The organism is Mycobacteriales bacterium, from assembly GCA_030697205.1.
Taxonomy (GTDB): Bacteria; Actinomycetota; Actinomycetes; order Mycobacteriales; family SCTD01; genus JAUYQP01.
On the sequence record JAUYQP010000022.1, the window covers coordinates 87,519 to 104,841 of the forward strand.

Annotated in this window: 13 protein-coding genes; 12 read left to right on the plus strand and 1 reads right to left on the minus strand. The window is 72.0% G+C overall.

Going from position 1 to position 17,323, the window contains the following annotated elements; translation table 11 throughout:
- Window positions 1-9: 9 nt before the first annotated feature.
- Window positions 10-1,740, minus strand: coding sequence for a CocE/NonD family hydrolase (locus tag Q8R60_07360; protein ID MDP3712284.1), 1,731 nt, complete (start codon window positions 1,738-1,740; stop codon window positions 10-12).
- A gap of 98 nt (window positions 1,741-1,838) precedes the next feature.
- Here Q8R60_07360 and Q8R60_07365 point away from each other — a divergent pair, with 98 nt between their 5' ends.
- From Q8R60_07365 to Q8R60_07420, 12 genes are all read left to right on the plus strand, one after another.
- The gene (locus tag Q8R60_07365; protein MDP3712285.1) at window positions 1,839-3,632 is read left to right on the plus strand and encodes a L,D-transpeptidase family protein; all 1,794 of its coding nucleotides are present in this window, start codon (window positions 1,839-1,841) and stop codon (window positions 3,630-3,632) included.
- Window positions 3,633-3,673: 41 nt separating this feature from the next.
- Window positions 3,674-5,704 carry an excinuclease ABC subunit UvrC gene (uvrC, locus tag Q8R60_07370; GenBank protein MDP3712286.1) on the plus strand — a complete coding sequence of 677 codons (2,031 nt, stop codon included), beginning with the start codon at window positions 3,674-3,676 and terminating at the stop codon, window positions 5,702-5,704.
- Window positions 5,701-6,576: an RNase adapter RapZ gene (gene rapZ, locus Q8R60_07375; protein ID MDP3712287.1), complete on the plus strand. Its 876-nt coding sequence runs from the start codon at window positions 5,701-5,703 to the stop codon at window positions 6,574-6,576. The genes uvrC and rapZ overlap by 4 nt, the downstream gene beginning before the upstream one ends.
- The gene (yvcK, locus tag Q8R60_07380; GenBank protein MDP3712288.1) at window positions 6,573-7,553 is read left to right on the plus strand and encodes a uridine diphosphate-N-acetylglucosamine-binding protein YvcK; all 981 of its coding nucleotides are present in this window, start codon (window positions 6,573-6,575) and stop codon (window positions 7,551-7,553) included. Before rapZ ends, yvcK begins: the two co-directional genes overlap by 4 nt.
- Before the next feature lie 13 nt (window positions 7,554-7,566).
- Window positions 7,567-8,547, plus strand: a complete 981-nt coding sequence (gene whiA / locus Q8R60_07385) for a DNA-binding protein WhiA (protein ID MDP3712289.1) — start codon at window positions 7,567-7,569, stop codon at window positions 8,545-8,547.
- Between the two features lie 68 nt (window positions 8,548-8,615).
- Window positions 8,616-9,617 carry a type I glyceraldehyde-3-phosphate dehydrogenase gene (gap, locus tag Q8R60_07390; GenBank protein MDP3712290.1) on the plus strand — a complete coding sequence of 334 codons (1,002 nt, stop codon included), beginning with the start codon at window positions 8,616-8,618 and terminating at the stop codon, window positions 9,615-9,617.
- Complete coding sequence (locus tag Q8R60_07395) at window positions 9,617-10,792, plus strand: phosphoglycerate kinase (protein MDP3712291.1); 1,176 nt, start codon at window positions 9,617-9,619, stop codon at window positions 10,790-10,792. The genes gap and Q8R60_07395 overlap by 1 nt, the downstream gene beginning before the upstream one ends.
- Window positions 10,789-11,565 (plus strand): triose-phosphate isomerase, encoded by a 777-nt coding sequence (gene tpiA / locus Q8R60_07400; GenBank protein ID MDP3712292.1) that lies wholly within the window; start codon window positions 10,789-10,791, stop codon window positions 11,563-11,565. The genes Q8R60_07395 and tpiA overlap by 4 nt, the downstream gene beginning before the upstream one ends.
- A 211-nt stretch (window positions 11,566-11,776) precedes the next feature.
- Complete coding sequence (locus tag Q8R60_07405) at window positions 11,777-12,787, plus strand: ABC transporter permease (protein ID MDP3712293.1); 1,011 nt, start codon at window positions 11,777-11,779, stop codon at window positions 12,785-12,787.
- Window positions 12,788-12,876: 89 nt separating this feature from the next.
- Window positions 12,877-14,568 carry an ABC transporter substrate-binding protein gene (locus Q8R60_07410; protein MDP3712294.1) on the plus strand — a complete coding sequence of 564 codons (1,692 nt, stop codon included), beginning with the start codon at window positions 12,877-12,879 and terminating at the stop codon, window positions 14,566-14,568.
- 181 nt (window positions 14,569-14,749) lie between these two features.
- Window positions 14,750-15,736, plus strand: a complete 987-nt coding sequence (locus tag Q8R60_07415; protein ID MDP3712295.1) for an ABC transporter permease — start codon at window positions 14,750-14,752, stop codon at window positions 15,734-15,736.
- Between the two features lie 163 nt (window positions 15,737-15,899).
- A complete protein-coding gene (locus Q8R60_07420; GenBank protein ID MDP3712296.1) occupies window positions 15,900-16,988 on the plus strand; it encodes an ABC transporter ATP-binding protein in 1,089 nt (362 codons plus the stop codon).
- The last annotated feature ends 335 nt before the right edge of the window (window positions 16,989-17,323 follow it).

Below are 17,323 nucleotides of genomic sequence, written 5' to 3' on the forward strand. Positions count from 1 at the left end.
CCGAGGGGCTTAGGGGAGGGCGCGGGTGGAGCCGGTGACGGGGAGGGTGAGCGTGGTGCCCGCGCCGACCTTCAGCGTGAAGCCGGTGCAGGTCGCGCAGGGGGTCCCGTCGTAGACCTTGGGGATGACCCACTCGGCCTGCTCGCCGGACACGACGAGCGCGATGCGGTGGCCGCGCGTGAAGGTGTAGTCGGTCGGCTTGAGCGTCACGCCGTGGGCGCGGGCGCCCGGGGCAGAGAGCCGCTGCTTGTCGAGGCCCTTCTCGTAGCGGGTGTCGAGCCAGCCGCGGGTGACGGCCACGTCGGCGGCGCCCTCGGTACTGACGTCGACGAGGGAGACCGCGAGCGTCAGCCAGGTGCGGCCGCTGTCGACGGAGACCTTGACGCTCGGCGAGCCGAGGATCCGCAGGTCCTGCGCGAGGACGTCGGAGGTCAGCACCGCGTAGGTCTCGTGGCCGCCGGGGCTGAGGTCGGCGAGCGCCACGGACTCCGTGCCGCTGCCGGTGACGGTGATGCCGGCGGTGCCCGTGCCGGTGCCGGCCCCGCGGACGAACTGGAAGTCGCCGGTCGAGCCGAGCCGCAGCGGGGTCGTCTTCAGGCTCGTCGCGGTGAGGAAGCCAGCCGCGCCCTCGTTCGTCGAGGTCTGGGTGGTCACGGTCGGCAGCTCCTTCTCGATGCCGTTGCGCACCCCGCCGACCCAGCGGTCCATCCAGGCGACGAGGGTCGCCTTGTAGGTGCCGCCCGGTGTGCCGTGGCCGTCCCAGCGGGTGCCGAAGAACAGCCGCCGCTCCTTCGACCCTGTGAGGCTGTTGAACAGCCGGAGGGCGGTGTCCTGCTTGACGTTCCAGTCACCCCAGTTGTGGACGACCATGACCGGGATCGTGATCTTGGAGGCGAGGGCGGCGTAGTCGCGCTCGACCCAGAAGGCGTCGTAGTCCGGGGTGGTGTCGTAGCCCTTCATGGTGTGCTCGACCTCGTCGCACACGACCGTGGTGGCGGCGAGCCGCTCGGCGTAGCCGGGGCTCGTGACGTCGGTGGGCGGCAGGGTGGAGAACCCGAAGTCGAACGCGAGTGGCGTGTCGAGGCCCTCGTCGGTGACCGACCCCGGGCCCTGCGGGCCGCGCGCCTCGTTGTTGAGGGTGTAGCGGATGCCGCCGCTGTAGGCGTAGTCGTACCAGCGGCTGATGGCCGCCTCAGGGACGATCGTGGCGAGCGCCGGCGGGCGCATCACGGCGGTCGCGGTGGCGGTGGTGCCGTCGTAGGAGCCGCCGCGCATCCCGAGCCGCCCGGCCGACCAGGGCTGCTTCGCGATCCACTGGACGATGTCGAAGCCGGTCTCCTTCTCGCGCTTGCCGCCGTAGTCGTAGCAACCGCCGGAGTCGCCGGTGCCGATCGTGTCGGCCGTCATGCGGGCGTAGCCGCGGGGCACCCAGGTCGAGGCGTCACCGTTGCGCCCGAGCTGGCTGTAGGGGGTGATGGTGAGGATGCCGTGAGCGCGCAGCACCTTGCCGCCCGACGTGGGGTGCACGACGTTGAGCGCGATCGGGCCGTGGCGGGTCGGCACGGTGTAGACGGCATCCAGCGACCCGTCGACCTTCGGCGCGGGGGCTGGGCCCGGCACGACGGTCGTGAAAGCGGTCGCGGGCTGGGTCGGGGCCGCGCCGGCGGGCACGGCGAGGGCCGCGGCGACGACGCCGAGCGCGAGGCCCGCGGCGAGCAGGACGGGTCGGGGGGAGCGCATGGGGACGGGTCTTCGACGCGCGGGGCCCGGCTCCTGCCTGCCGGGAGGCCCGTCGAGCGCCTAGATTGCGGCTCTCGCCCCCATTGGAAGGCTGGCTCGTGCCCCTCTCGACGCTGACCCGCGCGGCGCTCGTCGGCGCCGTCGCCGGCGCGCTCCTCACCGCCGGAGCCGTCCCCGCGCGTGCCGCCTCCCCGACGCTCTCCGGGCTCGCACCCACGAGCGCCCGCCCGGGCGCCACCGTGACCCTGACCGGCACCGACCTCGCCGGCGCGACCGCCGTGTCGCTGGGCAGCGCGCCGATGGCCTTCACCGTCGTCGACGCGACCAGCCTCACCGCGATCGTGCCGACCGGTGCGGTCACCGCCTCGGTCTCCGTCACGACGCCCGAGGGCACCGCTCCCGGCCCGGTCCTCACCGTCGTGCCGCCCCCCGCCACCCCGTCGGTGACCGGCCGCGCGGGCCGCGGCACGGTCGAGCTGCGCCTGACTGGGCCCGGCAGCGCCGGTGTCGTCGTGCGGGCCCTGGCCGGGACGACGCCTCCCGCGACGACCACCGAGGGGCGCGCGCTGACCGGCGCGGCCCTCGTCACCGACACCGGCCTCACCGACGGCACCCCCGTCTCCTACTCGGTGTGGGCGGTCGACACCGACGGCACCACCAGCGCCTCGCCCGCCACGACGACCCTCACCCCCGGCCCGCCGGCGCCCACGACGCTGCGGATCGCACCGCAGACGGGCACCACGGTCTACGCCGGGAGCCGGGTCACCGTCACCGGCCGGCTGTTCCAGACCACGGGCGGGAAGGCCGTCAGTGGAGTCCTCGTCGACCTGCTCGCCCGCACCGGCGGCACCACGACCGTCCGCAAGGTCGTGACGCTGCGCACCCGCCCGGACGGGCTCGTGGCCTACCCGCTCACCCAGCGGGTGGCCACGGAGTACCAGCTGCGCTTCGCCGGCGACGCCTTCGACACGGCAGCGGCCAGCCCGAAAGCCGTCGTCCGGGTCCAGCCGAGGATCAACGCCCGCTTCTCGCCCGGCGCGGTGCTGAAGGGGCAGGGCACGACGCTGCTCGGCACGATCTCGCCCGCCTACCAGGGTGCCCGGGTGGCGCTGCAGCGCAAGACCGGCTCTGGGTCCTTCGTCACGGTCCTCACGGCCGCGACGGCGTCCGACGGCCGCTACTCCGCCGGCGTCACCCTGACCGCCACCACGACCTACCGCGCGGTCCTGGTCGGGACCAGCGCCTACAACGCCGCGGCCACGGCTCCGCTGACGGTCCGGGTCGACCCGCGTGACCTGCGGATCGGGATGCGCGGCGCGGACGTGCTCGCGGTCGAGCAGGCGCTGTGGTCGCAGGGCAGGGCCGACGTCGGGCGCATCGACGGCATCTTCGACAACGACACCCGCCACGGCGTCATCGCCTTCCAGAAGTCGCAGGGCCTGGCCCGCACCGGGGTCTTCCAGTCCGTCACCCGCACCCGACTCGCGGGCCACAGCCAGCGGGCCCCGAGGGTCGCGCCCACGGCCGCCCGCACCGTCGAGATCGACCTGTCGCAGCAGGTCCTGCGGATGTACGAGAAGGGCCGCCTGGTCCGCCTCGCCGACGTCTCGACCGGCAACGACGAGAACTACGTCTCCGACGGGGTCACCTACAAGGCCTACACCCCCATCGGTCGCTTCAGCGTGCAGCGCAAGATCGACGGCATCCGGGTCAGCCGGCTCGGCGAGCTCTACCGGCCGGCCTACTTCACCGGGGGCTGGGCGGTCCACGGCTCGCCGTCGGTGCCGACCTACCCCGCGAGCCACGGGTGCGTGCGCGTCACCAACAGCCAGATGGACCGGCTCTACCCGCTGCTCACGATCGGCGTCCCCGTCACGGTCTACGCCCGCTAGGCCGGGCGCCTGCGTCGTACCTCGGACGTAGTCTGGGGCACGTGGCAGACCCGTCGACCTACCGCCCGGCGGCGGGGTCGATCCCGGTCGAGCCAGGGGTCTACCGCTTTCGCGACGCGACCGGCCGGGTCGTCTACGTCGGCAAGGCCAAGAGCCTGCGCAGCCGGCTGTCGTCGTACTTCCAGGACCTGGGCAACCTGCACCCGCGCACCCGGCAGATGGTCACCACGGCGGCGTCGGTCGAGTGGACCGTCGTCGGCACCGAAGTCGAGGCGCTGCAGCTGGAGTACAGCTGGATCAAGGAGTACGACCCGCGGTTCAACGTGCGCTACCGCGACGACAAGAGCTACCCGTCGCTGGCCGTGACGCTGCACGAGGACTACCCGCGGCTGCAGGTCATGCGCGGGCCCAAGAAGACGGGCGTGCGCTACTTCGGGCCCTACGCGCACGCGTGGGCGATCCGCGAGACGCTCGACCTGCTGCTGCGCGTCTTCCCGGCCCGCACCTGCTCCTCTGGCGTCTTCACCCGCGCCGGCCAGGTCGGCCGGCCGTGTCTGCTCGGCTACATCGGCAAGTGCTCCGCGCCCTGCGTCGGGCGGGTCTCGCAGGTGGAGCACCGCGCGATCGTCGACGACTTCTGCGACTTCATGGCCGGCCAGACCGGGCCCTACCTCAAGCGGCTCGAGAAGGAGATGGCCGCGGCAGCGCAGGCCCAGGAGTACGAGCGCGCCGCCCGCCTGCGCGATGACGTCGGGGCGCTGCGGCGGGCGCTCGAGAAGCAGGCAGTGGTGCTCGGCGACGGCACCGACGCCGACGTGGTCGGCATCGCCGAGGACGCCCTCGAGGCCGCGGTGCAGGTCTTCTTCGTGCGCGGCGGGCGGGTGCGCGGCCAGCGCGGTTTCGTCGTCGACAAGGTGGAGGACCTCACGACCGGCGAGCTCGTCGGGCAGTTCCTCGCCCAGTCCTACGGCGACGACCCGCTCGCGGAGGAGGAGCAGGACCGCCGGATGCTGCCCGGCGCTGGCGTCGAGGTCGGGGTCGACGACGTGCCCCGCGAGGTCCTCGTGCCAGCGCTGCCGCCCGACGCCGAGGCGATCACGACCTGGCTGGCGCAGCTGCGCGGGACCCGCGTGGCCCTGCGGGTGCCGCAGCGCGGTGACAAGAAGGCGCTGATGGAGACCGTTGAGCGCAACGCCGCGCAGGCCTTCGCCCTTCACAAGACCAAGCGCGCCAGTGACCTCACCGCCCGGTCGAAGGCGCTCGCCGAGATTCAGGAGGCGCTCGGTCTCGACCAGGCGCCGCTGCGGATCGAGTGCTTCGACGTCTCCAACCTGCAAGGCACCTCCGTCGTCGCCTCGATGGTCGTCTTCGAGGACGGCCTGGCCCGCAAGTCGGAGTACCGCCGCTTCGCCGTCAAGAGCGTCGACGGCCAGGACGACGTGGCCTCGATGAACGAGGTCCTCACCCGCAGGTTCGCCCGCCACGTGGCGGAGCGGCTCGAGACCGGCGGGGACGGGCCACACGCTGCCGGTCCGCTCGACCCTGCCGGGCCGCTCGACCCCGAGACCGGCCGGCCACGGCGCTTCGCCTACCCGCCGCAGCTCGTCGTCGTCGACGGCGGCCCGCCGCAGGTCGCGGCCGCCCAGCGCGCCCTCGACGCCCTCGGGGTCGACGACGTGGCGCTGTGCGGGCTGGCCAAGCGGCTCGAGGAGGTGTGGCTGCCCGGCCACGAGGACCCGGTGATCCTGCCGCGCACGTCGGAGGGGCTCTACCTCCTCCAGCGGATCCGCGACGAGGCCCACCGCTTCGCCATCGCCTACCACCGCCAGAAGCGCTCCAAGAGCATGGTCGTGTCGGCCCTCGACGACGTCGCGGGCCTCGGTGAGACCCGCAAGAAGGCCCTACTGCGACACTTCGGCTCCCTCAAGCGGCTCAAGGCCGCCTCGGTGGAGGAGCTCATGGAGGTGCAGGGCGTGGGACGGCGTACGGCGGAGTCGGTGGTGAGCGCCCTGTCGGGCGGCACCCCCGCTGCTCCGGCCTTCGACCCGGTCACCGGGGAGGTCGTCGGATGACGGCCCCCGCGGGGCTCGAGGTCGTCGTGGTCACCGGGCTGTCCGGCGCGGGTCGGTCCACCACGGCGAAGGCGCTCGAGGACCTCGGGTGGTTCGTCGTCGACAACCTGCCGCCGTCCTTGCTCGCGACCATGGTCGACCTCGGGTCGCGCTCCGCGGGCGCCGTCGACCGGATCGCCGTCGTCGCCGACGTGCGCTCGCGGGCCTTCACCTCCGACCTCCGCTCCGCGCTCGACGAGCTCGAGCGGCGCGGGGTCAGACCACGGGTGCTCTTCCTCGAGGCCTCCGACGAGGCGCTCGTCCGGCGCTTCGAGGGGGTCCGCCGGCCCCATCCGCTGCAGGGAGACGGTCGGCTCGTCGACGGCATCGCGGCCGAGCGGGCGCTGCTGCGCGACCTGCGCGGTGACGCCCACCTGGTGCTCGACACCAGCAGCCTCAACGTCCACGAGCTGCGCGGCAAGGTGTCTGCGGCCTTCGGTGCCGAGTCGGCCACCGACGGGGTGCAGCTGACGGTGCTGTCCTTCGGGTTCAAGTACGGCCTGCCCGTCGACGCCGACCTCGTCGTCGACTGCCGCTTCCTGCCCAACCCGCACTGGGTCCCCGAGCTGCGGCCTCACACCGGCCAGGACGAGGACGTCCGCGACTACGTGCTCTCCCGGGAGGGCGCGGCGGAGTTCCTCGACCGCTACGAGGAGCTGGTGCGGCTACTCGCCCCCGGCTACGCCCGCGAGGGCAAGCGCTACGTCCTGCTCGCGGTCGGCTGCACCGGAGGCAAGCACCGCTCGGTGGCCGTCGCCGAGCAGCTCGCGTCGCGGCTCGCCGTCGACGGCATCTCGACGCAGGTCGTCCACCGCGACCTGGGGCGCGAGTGAGCGCCCCTCGGGTCGTCGCGCTCGGTGGCGGCCACGGTCTGCACGCCGCGCTGTCCGCCCTGCGCCTCGTGACGCCCCACGTCACCGCGGTCGTGACCGTCGCCGACGACGGCGGGTCCAGCGGCCGGCTGCGCGACGAGCTCGGTGCGCTGCCGCCCGGCGACCTGCGGATGGCGCTGTGCGCGCTCGCCGGCGACGACGACTGGGGCCAGGCGTGGGCGCGGCTGCTGCAGCACCGCTTCGGCGGCGGCGGCCCGCTCGCCGGGCACGCCGCCGGCAACCTGCTGCTCACCGCGCTCGCGGAGACGACCGGCGACCCGGTCGAGGCGCTCGAGCTCGTCGGTCGCCTCGTCGGCGCCACCGGCCGGGTGCTGCCGATGAGCCCCGTGCCGCTCGTCGTGGTGGCCGAGGTGGTCGGGCTCGCCGGTGGGTCGAGGGAGGTCGTCGGCCAGCACGCCGTCGCCGTCACCGAGGGCTCGGTGGCCGCCGTCCACCTCCGCCCCGAGGACCCGCCCGCCTGCGCGGAGGCCGTCAAGGCCGTCGAGGAGGCCGACTGGGTGCTGCTCGGTCCCGGCTCGTGGTTCACCTCCGTCCTGCCGCACCTGCTCGTGCCGGACCTGCGCGAGGCGCTCGTCCGCACCACCGCCCGGCGCCTGGTCGTGCTCAACCTCGCAGCGCAGGCGGGGGAGACCTCCGGCTTCTCCCCGGAGGCCCACCTCGAGGTGCTCGCGGCGCACGCGCCGGAGCTCGTCCTCGACGTCGTGCTGGCCGACGAGGCGGCGGTGGTGGACACCCGTGGTCTCATGTCCGCGACGGAGGCGGTGGGTGGCCGGCTCGTCCTGGCGCCGGTCGCGGTCGGTGACGGGACCCCCCGCCACGACGCGCGACTGCTCGCGGCAGCCCTCGACAGCATCTTCTCGAACGACGGCTTCTCGAACGACGGCTTCTCGGACAACGGCTTCCCGGACAACCAGTGACAGGAGCGTGCACGTGGCGATGACGGCGGCGGTCAAGGACGAGCTCTCGAGGCTGGTCGTGACCAAGCCCTGCTGCCGCAAGGCCGAGATGGCGGCCCTGCTGCGCTTCGCAGGAGGGCTCCACCTCGTCGCGGGCAAGATCGTCGTCGAGGCCGACCTCGACGCCGGCTCGACCGCGCGCCGGCTGCGCAAGGAGGTCGCGGAGGTCTACGGCCACGCCTCCGACGTGCACGTCGTCGCCGCGGGCGGCCTGCGCAAGGGCAACCGCTACGTCGTGCGGATCTCCAAGGACGGCGACGGGCTGGCTCGCCAGACCGGTCTCGTGGACACCCACGGCCGGCCGGTGCGGGGCCTGCCGCCGACCGTGGTGGCTGGCGCGACCTGCGACGCCGCGGCGGCCTGGCGCGGGGCGTTCCTCGCCCACGGCAGCCTCACCGAGCCCGGCCGCAGCTCGAGCCTCGAGATCTCCTGCCCCGGCCCGGAGGCCGCGCTCGCGCTGGTCGGTGCCGCCCGCCGGCTCGGCGTGCAGGCCAAGGCGCGTGAGGTCCGCGGCATCGACCGGGTCGTCGTCCGCGACGGCGACGCGATCGGGGCGCTGCTGACCCAGCTCGGCGCGCACGAGAGCGTGCTCGCCTGGGAGGAGCGCCGGATGCGGCGCGAGGTCCGGGCGACCGCCAACCGGCTCGCCAACTTCGACGACGCCAACCTGCGCCGCTCTGCACGGGCAGCCGTCGCCGCCGGGGCGCGCGTCGAGCGGGCCCTCGAGATCCTCGGCGACGACGCCCCCGACCACCTCCTGCAGGCCGGCCGGCTGCGGATGGAGCACGCCAACGCCAGCCTCGAGGAGCTCGGCGCGCTGGCCGACCCCGCCATGACCAAGGACGCCGTGGCCGGCCGCATCCGCCGGCTGCTCGCGATGGCCGACAAGCGCGCCCAGGACCTCGGGATCCCCGACACCGAGGCCAACGTCACCGCCGACATGCTGGCCCCGTAGGAGGGCCGCCGTACGTCCTCGGCTAGCCTCGCCGCTGCCCGACACCGTCGTCGTACGAGGGAGCTCCAGTGACTGTCCGCGTGGGAATCAACGGCTTCGGCCGCATCGGCCGAAACTTCTTCCGGGCGGTGATCGCCAGCGGCGCGGACATCGAGATCGTGGGGGCCAACGACCTCACCGACAACAAGACGCTGGCGCACCTGCTGAAGTACGACTCGATCCTGGGCCGCCTCGGCGACGTCTCCTACACCGGTGACTCGATCACCGTCGGCGGCAAGACCTTCCGCGCCTTCGAGGAGCGCGACCCGGCCAACCTCCCGTGGGGCGAGGTCGGCGCCGACGTCGTCATCGAGTCGACCGGCTTCTTCACCGACGCCACCAAGGCCAAGGCGCACATCGACGGCGGCGCCAAGAAGGTCATCATCAGCGCGCCGGCCTCCAACGAGGACATCACGATCGTGATGGGCGTCAACCACGAGCAGTACGACGCTGCCACCCACCACGTGATCTCCAACGCCAGCTGCACCACCAACTGCCTGGCCCCGATGGCGAAGGCGATCGACGACGAGCTGACGATCGTCAAGGGGCTCATGACGACGGTGCACGCCTACACCCAGGACCAGAACCTCCAGGACGGCCCGCACAGCGACTTGCGCCGGGCGCGCGCCGCGGCCCTCAACGTCGTCCCGACGAGCACCGGTGCCGCCAAGGCGATCGCGCTGGTGCTGCCGCACCTCAAGGGCAAGCTCGACGGCTACGCGCTGCGCGTGCCGATCCCGACCGGCTCCGCCACCGACCTCACCCTCGAGGTCGGCCGCGACACCACCGCCGAGGAGGTCAACGCGATCGTCAAGGCGGCCGCCGAGGGTGCGCTCAAGGGCTTCCTGAAGTACACCGAGGACCCGATCGTCTCCTCCGACATCGTCACCGACCCCGCGTCGTGCATCTTCGACGCCGGCCTGACGAAGGTCATCGGCAACCAGGTCAAGGTCGTCGGCTGGTACGACAACGAGTGGGGCTACTCCAACCGGCTCGTGGACCTCGTCGGGCTCGTCGGCTCCCGCCTCTAGTGCGGCTCCACACCGAGCTCGGCCCGCTCGCCGGCAAGCGGGTCCTCGTCCGATGCGACCTCAACGTGCCGCTCGACGGGTCGCGGATCACCGACGACGGTCGCATCCGGGCCTCGCTGCCGCTCCTGCGCGAGCTCTCCGAGCAGGGCGCGCGCGTGGTCGTCACCGCTCACCTGGGCAGGCCGAAGGGCGCTCCGGACCCGGCGTACTCCCTCGCGCCTGTGGCCGCTCGCCTCGAGGAGCTGCTCAGCCGCCCGGTGGCCTTCGCCACCGACGTGGTCGGCCCGAGCGCACAGGCCGCCGTGGCCGAGCTGCGCGACGGAGGGCTGGTCCTGCTCGAGAACGTCCGCTTCGAGGCCGCGGAGACGTCCAAGGACGACGCCGAGCGCGGTGCCCTCGCCGACCAGCTCGCGGCCTTCGCGGACCTCTACGTCGACGACGCCTTCGGCGCGGTCCACCGCAAGCACGCGAGCGTCTACGACGTCGCGCAGCGCCTGCCGCACGCGGCGGGCCCGCTCGTCGCGGCCGAGGTCGAGGTCCTCGACCGGCTGACCGAGACGCCCGAGCGACCCTATGCCGTGGTGCTCGGCGGCTCGAAGGTGAGCGACAAGCTCAAGGTCATCGAGGCGCTGCTGCCGACCGTCGACACGCTGCTGGTGGGCGGCGGGATGTGCTTCACCTTCCTGAAGGCGCAGGGCCACGACGTCGGCACCAGCCTGCTCGAGGCCGACCAGGTCGAGACCTGCAGGGCCTTCCTCGCCACTGGCAAGGTCGTGCTCCCGAGCGACGTCGTCGCGGCCACCGCCTTCTCGGCCGACGCCGAGCACGACGTCGTGGCGATCGACGCGATCCCGGCCGACCGGATGGGCCTGGACATCGGCCCGGATTCGGTACGGGCCTTCGCCGCCGCGCTCCAGGGCGCGAAGACCGTCTTCTGGAACGGCCCGATGGGCGTCTTCGAGATGGCGCCCTACGCCGAGGGGACCCGCGGCGTCGCCGAGGCGGTCGCCTCGCTGCCAGGAGCCCTCACCGTCGTTGGTGGCGGCGACTCCGCGGCCGCGGTCCGCGCGCTCGGCATCGACGAGGCGCGCTTCGGTCACATCTCCACCGGCGGCGGCGCGTCGCTGGAGAAGCTCGAGGGCAAGCGCCTTCCCGGCCTGGAGGTCCTGTCATGAGCAGGCAGCCGCTGATCGCGGGCAACTGGAAGATGAACCTCAACCACCTCGAGGCCATCGCCCTGGTGCAGAAGCTGCACTTCAGCCTCAAGCCGGAGGACCACGAGGCCGTCGAGGTCGTCGTGCTGCCGCCGTTCGTCGACCTGCGCAGCGTGCAGACGCTGGTCGACGGCGACAAGCTGCCGATCCGCTACGGCGCGCAGGACCTGTCGCCGCACGACAGCGGTGCCCACACCGGTGACATCAGCGGCGCGATGCTCGCCAAGCTGTCGTGCAGCTACGTCGTCGTCGGCCACTCCGAGCGACGCGAGCACCATGGCGAGACCGACGAGGTCGTGCGCTCGAAGGTCCTCGCCGCGGCCCGTCACGGGCTCGTCCCGCTGCTCTGCGTGGGGGAGGGGCTGACGGTCCGGCAGGCCGGAGGCCACGTCGACCACTGCGTCGCCCAGCTCACCGCGGCGCTGGTCGACGTGCCGGTCGACGTCGTCGCCACGCTCGTGGTGGCCTACGAGCCCGTCTGGGCCATCGGCACGGGCGAGGTCGCCACCCCCGAGGACGCCCAGGAGGTCTGCGCCGCGCTGCGCGCCGCCCTGGCCGATCTCTACCCCGGTGACACCGCCGACGGCGTGCGCATCCTCTACGGCGGCTCGGTGACGTCCTCGAGCGCCGCCGAGATCTGCGCGCAGCCCGACGTCGACGGCGGGCTCGTCGGGGGTGCGTCGCTCGACGCCGTGGAGTTCGCTGCCATCGTGCGGGCCGCACGACCGGCCTGACCGCTTCGCCCCGGTGCGTGACCGGCGTGTCGCGCACCTGTCACAGCCGCGTCACAGCCCGATCGGTGCACCGGTCACGATCGTGCAACGCGGCGCGCCCGGCCTTCCGCTGACCTGTCACACCGCCTAGAGTCCGCCTGCGACGCTGCTGACCCCGCGCCGCCCGCCCCGAGAGAAGGACCCCCGAGATGCTGAAGCCGGAGCCGACTGCGTGACCACGCCGCTCGACGTCTCGCCCAGCGCTGAGGTCGCAGACCCCGAGGCCGTCGCCAACATCCCTGGCGAGCAGATCGTCGGTCGCTCGCTCGGCCAGATCGCCTGGATGCGCCTCAAGCGGGACCGCACCGCCCTGGTCTCGGCCGGGATCATCGTCTTCCTGCTGCTGGTGGCCGTGTTCGCGCCGCTGATCACCAAGATCTCCGGCTTCGGGCCCAACGAGTTCAACAACGACCTGCTGGACGGTGCCACCACCGCGCCGCTCGGGGACTTCGGCGGCATCAACACCGATCACTGGTTCGGCGTGGAGCCGGTCACCGGCCGCGACGTCTTCGCCCGCATCGTCTACGGGGCGCGCGTCTCGCTGCTCATCGCCGTGGCCGCGACGCTGCTCTCGGTGGTCATCGGCGTCGTGTTCGGCGTCATGGCGGGCTACTTCGGCGGCTGGATCGACTCGGCCATCAGCCGTGTCATGGACGTGCTGCTCGCCTTCCCGCTGCTGCTCTTCGCGATCGCCCTCGTGGGCATCGAGGTCGACGAGCGGGTGGCGGCGCTGCCGCTCGTCGACAGCAACAGCGCCCGCAAGGTGCTGCTGGTGCTCATCATCGGCTTCTTCTCCTGGCCCTACATCGGCCGCATCGTCCGCGGGCAGACGCTGTCGCTGCGCGAGCGCGAGTTCGTCGAGGCGGCGCGCGCGCTCGGCGCGAGCAGCAGCCACATCCTGTTCAAGCAGCTGCTGCCCAACCTCGCGGCGCCGATCCTCGTCTACGCGACGCTGATCATCCCGACCAACATCCTGTTCGAGGCGGCGCTGTCCTACCTCGGCGTGGGTATCAAGAGCCCCGACTCCTCGTGGGGCGAGATGATCTCGCGCAGCGTGCCCTTCGCGCTCGCCGACCCTTATTACATCGCCGCACCCGGCATCGCGCTCGTCGTGACCGTGCTGGCGTTCAACCTCCTGGGCGACGGACTCCGTGACGCCCTGGACCCGCGAGGGAACCGCTGAGTGCGGCCCCCTCGCACCTCACACGTCCGCCGGCAGAGAGCCGGTGGCGAACCCCGCGACGACCTCGCGGGAAGAAGGGAGACGAGCGCATGACGCGCTTCGCCAAGGGGGGCAAGGCGGCTGCGGCCGGCCTCATCATCGCCCTCACTGCTGCCGCTTGCGGCGGGGACTCGGACTCGGGTGACACCGAGACCAAGGCCCCCGACGTCCCGAAGGGCGGCACGCTCAAGCTGCTGTCCGTGTCGGACTTCGAGCACCTGGACCCGCAGCGGGCCTACGTGTCCAACGCGCTCAACGCCGGTCGCCTCATCTACCGCACGCTCACGACCTTCAAGTCGGCCTCCGGCGCCGAGGGCAACGAGATCGTCGGCGACCTCGCCAAGGACACCGGCGAGCCGAGCGAGGGCGGCAAGGTCTGGAAGTTCACGCTCAAGGACGGCCTCAAGTACGAGGACGGCACGGCGATCGTCGCGGCCGACATCAAGTACGGCGTCGAGCGCTCCTTCTCGGACCTGCTCCCCGAGGGCCCGCAGTACGCCAAGCAGTACCTCGAGGGCGGCGACAAGTTCGACGGCCCCTACAAGACGCCGGCCGGCCTGGCCTCCATCGAGGTCCCGGACGAGAAGACCATCATCTTCAAGCTCAAGCAGCCTGTCGGTGACTTCAACTACACGGTGACCCTCCCGACCTTCTCCCCGGTCCCCAAGGGCAAGGACACCAAGACGCAGTACGACAACAAGCCGTTCTCGTCCGGTCCCTACAAGATCGAGACCTACGAGCGCCAGAAGAAGCTCACGCTCATCCGCAACGAGTCCTGGGACCCGAAGACCGACTCGGTCCGCAAGGCCGGTCCGGACCGCATCGAGTTCACCTTCGGCCTCGACCCGGCGCAGATCGACCAGCGCCTGATCAACGACAGCGACCCCAACGCCGCCTACATCGACGCCGGTGGCATCCAGGGCGCGTCCGTCGTCCAGGCCATCAAGCCGACCGTCGACGGCCGTCGCGTCGAGGGCACCACGCAGGCCCTGCGCTACATCGCGATGGACATCAACTCCGCGCCCTTCGACAACCCGAAGATCCGCGAGGCGATCCAGTTCGCGGTCAACCGCGAGACCCTGCAGACCGCCCGTGGCGGCACGCGCGCAGGTGGCGAGCTGATCTACCAGACGCTCATCCCCGGCCTGCCCGGCCGCAAGGAGTTCAAGGCGTTCGACGTCCCCTCGACCGGTGACGTCGCCAAGGCGAAGGCAGCTCTCGCCGAGGCCGGAAAGCCCGACGGCTTCACCACGCAGCTCTACTCGACCAACGTCGGCAAGGGCAAGGCCGTGGCCGAGGCGTTCCAGGACGCCATGGCGAAGGTCGGCATCAAGGTCAACCTCAAGCTGGTCGACCCGGCCGTCTACTACACCGAGATCGGCAAGTCGAAGACGCAGAACGCGCTCGTCGTCGCCGGCTGGGGACCGGACTGGCCCAACGCCAGCACCGTCATCCCGCCGCTGTTCGACGGCCGTCAGATCAAGACGGAGGGCAACCAGAACTTCTGCGAGCTCAACGACGACGCGATCAACAAGCGCATGGACGACGCGCTGGCCGAGACCGACCTCGGCAAGCAGGGTGAGATCTGGGCCGAGCTCGACGAGACCATCTCGAAGACCGGCTGCATCATCCCGTTCACGGTCGACAAGTCCGTCTTCGTCGCCGGCTCGAAGGTGAAGAACCTCTTCATCCACCCGTTCTACGGTGAGCCGGACGCTGTCGCTCTCGCGGTCGAGAGCTAGGCACCAGCACCACCCGCACCACCTGCACGTCATAGGACCGGTCCCGGGGCCTCGCGCCCCGGGGCCGGTCCTCGGCGGGTCGCGCACCCGCCCCGCACGGCCGCCACATCTAGGCACAGCACAGCAGTAGGAAGCCGCACCGAGAGAGAGGAGCGGCGGGCCCACCCGGCCCGCACGCCTCATGGGTCGTTACATCATTCGGCGCCTGATCGGCGTCGTCACCCTCGTCTTCATCGTCATGACGCTGACGTTCGGCATCTTCTTCCTCGTCCCGGCCTCGCCGGCGACGCTCGCCTGCGGCAAGTCCTGCAGCCCGGAGCGCATCGCCGACATCAACGTCAAGCTCGGCCTCGACAAGCCGATCCACGAGCAGTACGGCTCCTACGTGAAGGGCTTCTTCGTCGGCCGCGACTTCGCCGACGGCACCGTGCAGTGCGACGCGCCCTGCTTCGGGGTCTCCTTCCAGACCGACGAGGACGTCCTGCGCGACCTGCTGCTCGACCGGCTGCCCATCACCGTGTCCATCGCCATCGGCGCCGCCATCCTGTGGCTGCTGATCGGCACCACGGTGGGGGTCATCAGCGCCCTCAAGAAGGGCACCGGCATCGACAAGTCCGCCATGGCTCTCGCTCTCGGAGGCGTGTCGCTACCCGTCTACCTGACCGCCCTGGTCATCTCGACGATCATCTGCGGGCGACTCGGCTGGTTCGAGTACCCGAAGTACAACGACTTCAGCGAGAGCCCGATCGCCTGGGCGCAGGGCCTCGCGCTGCCGTGGCTGGTGCTGGCGTTCCTCTACGCCGCCCTCTACGCGCGCATCACCCGCGCCAACATGATCGAGACCATGGGTGAGGACTACATCCGGACCGCACGTGCCAAGGGGCTCAAGGAGCGCACGGTCGTCGGCAAGCACGGTCTGCGGGCGGCGCTGACGCCGATCGTCACGATCTTCGGCCTCGACCTCGGCGCCCTGCTCGGCGGTGCCGTGCTCACCGAGTCCGCGTTCGGTCTCAACGGCGTCGGCAAGCTCGCCATCGACGCGATCGGCTCGGTCGACCTGCCGGTCATCCTCGGCGTCACGGTCTTCTCGGCGTTCTTCATCGTCTTCGCCAACTTCGTCGTCGACATCGTCTACGCCGTCATCGACCCCAAGGTCAGACTGGCCTGACACCAGACCATCCGCAGCCCGCGCGCAACGCGCGGGAGGCGCGCCGTGCTTCCCGCGCCAACCGCGGCGGCGTGTGGCGTACCGTCTTCCCGGGCTGCGGCCCGTCGCCGATCTGACCATCGGCACGCACCGCTCCTGGACCATGACCCGAGGGGACCTCTCGATGACCGCAGTGCAGACCGGCCCTGCCGGCACACCCGGCGACGGCGACGCGCCGCCCGCCGGACGCCCCGGCACGGCCTTCGTGGAGGTGCGCGACCTCGTCGTGCACTTCCCGACCGAGGACGGTCTGGTCCGTGCCGTCGACGGCCTGTCCTTCAGCGTCGACAAGGGCGAGACGCTCGCGATCGTCGGCGAGTCCGGCTCGGGCAAGTCCGTGACGAGCCTGGCCATGCTCGGCCTGCAGAAGGGCACCAGCGCGACCCTCGGCGGTCAGGCCTGGGTCGGTGACAAGGACATCGTGGCGGCCAGCCGCGAGGACGTCCGTCACATGCGCGGCAGCCGGATGGCGATGATCTTCCAGGACCCGCTGTCGGCCCTGCACCCCTACTTCACCGTCGGCTCGCAGATCGCCGAGGCCTACCGCGTCCACAACAACGTCTCGCGCAAGGCCGCCAACACGCGCGCCGTCGAGATGCTCGAGCGGGTCGGCATCCCGACCCCCGACAAGCGCGCCAAGAACTACCCCCACGAGTTATCCGGTGGCATGCGCCAGCGGGCCATGATCGCGATGGCGCTGTCCAACAACCCCGAGCTGCTCATCGCCGACGAGCCCACGACCGCACTCGACGTCACGGTGCAGGCGCAGATCCTCGACCTCATCGGTGACCTGCAGAAGGAGTTCGGCTCCGCGGTCATCCTCATCACCCACGACCTCGGAGTCGTGGCGGAGGTCGCGACCAAGGTCCTGGTGATGTACGCCGGCCGCGCCCTCGAGACGGGCACGTCGCGCGACATCTTCTACCGTCCGGAGCACCCCTACACCTGGGGCCTCCTGCAGTCGGTGACGCGGCTCGACCGCATCAAGCAGGACCGGCTCAACCCGATCGCCGGCTCGCCGCCGAGCCTCATCAACGCCCCGAAGGGCTGCGTCTTCCAGCCGCGCTGCCCCTACCGCGACCGGCCGGGCGAGCTGGCCATCACCGAGCGCCCTGCGCTGCTCGAGGCCGCGCCGGGTCACTTCGCCGCCTGCCACCTGCCCGCGCCCGAGCGCCGGCAGATCTTCGAGACCGAGGTGCGACCCAAGCTGTGAGCACGCCCACCACCCCTGGCCGGGTCCGCAGGCCCGCCACGGCCGCCTCCCTCCCGGCTGCCCCGGTCACCTCCGGCAAGGCCGCCCCGGCCAAGGCGACCGCCCCTGCCAAGGCTGGGTCCTCGAAGGTCGCGCCAGCAAAGGCTGCGGCCGCCACGAAGGCCGCGGTTCCCGCGAAGGCTGCGCCGGCGAAGGCCGCCGCGCCGAGGAAGGCCGCTCCCGCCAAGGCCGTCAAGGCGGCCGCTACCGCCGTCAAGCCCGCCAAGGCCACCCCCGCCCCCCAGGCCCCCCCCCCCCCCCCCGCCCCCCCCCCCCCCCCCGCGCCCCCCCCCCCC

Bases quoted from the DNA above. Each gene is read 5' to 3' on its own strand.
- Q8R60_07360 (MDP3712284.1), bottom strand. From the start codon at position 1,740: ATGCGCTCCCCCCGACCCGTCCTGCTCGCCGCGGGCCTCGCGCTCGGC.
- rapZ (MDP3712287.1), top strand. From the start codon at position 5,701: ATGACGGCCCCCGCGGGGCTCGAGGTCGTCGTGGTCACCGGGCTGTCC.
- tpiA (MDP3712292.1), top strand. From the start codon at position 10,789: ATGAGCAGGCAGCCGCTGATCGCGGGCAACTGGAAGATGAACCTCAAC.
- Q8R60_07410 (MDP3712294.1), top strand. From the start codon at position 12,877: ATGACGCGCTTCGCCAAGGGGGGCAAGGCGGCTGCGGCCGGCCTCATC.
- Q8R60_07415 (MDP3712295.1), top strand. From the start codon at position 14,750: ATGGGTCGTTACATCATTCGGCGCCTGATCGGCGTCGTCACCCTCGTC.
- Q8R60_07420 (MDP3712296.1), top strand. From the start codon at position 15,900: ATGACCGCAGTGCAGACCGGCCCTGCCGGCACACCCGGCGACGGCGAC.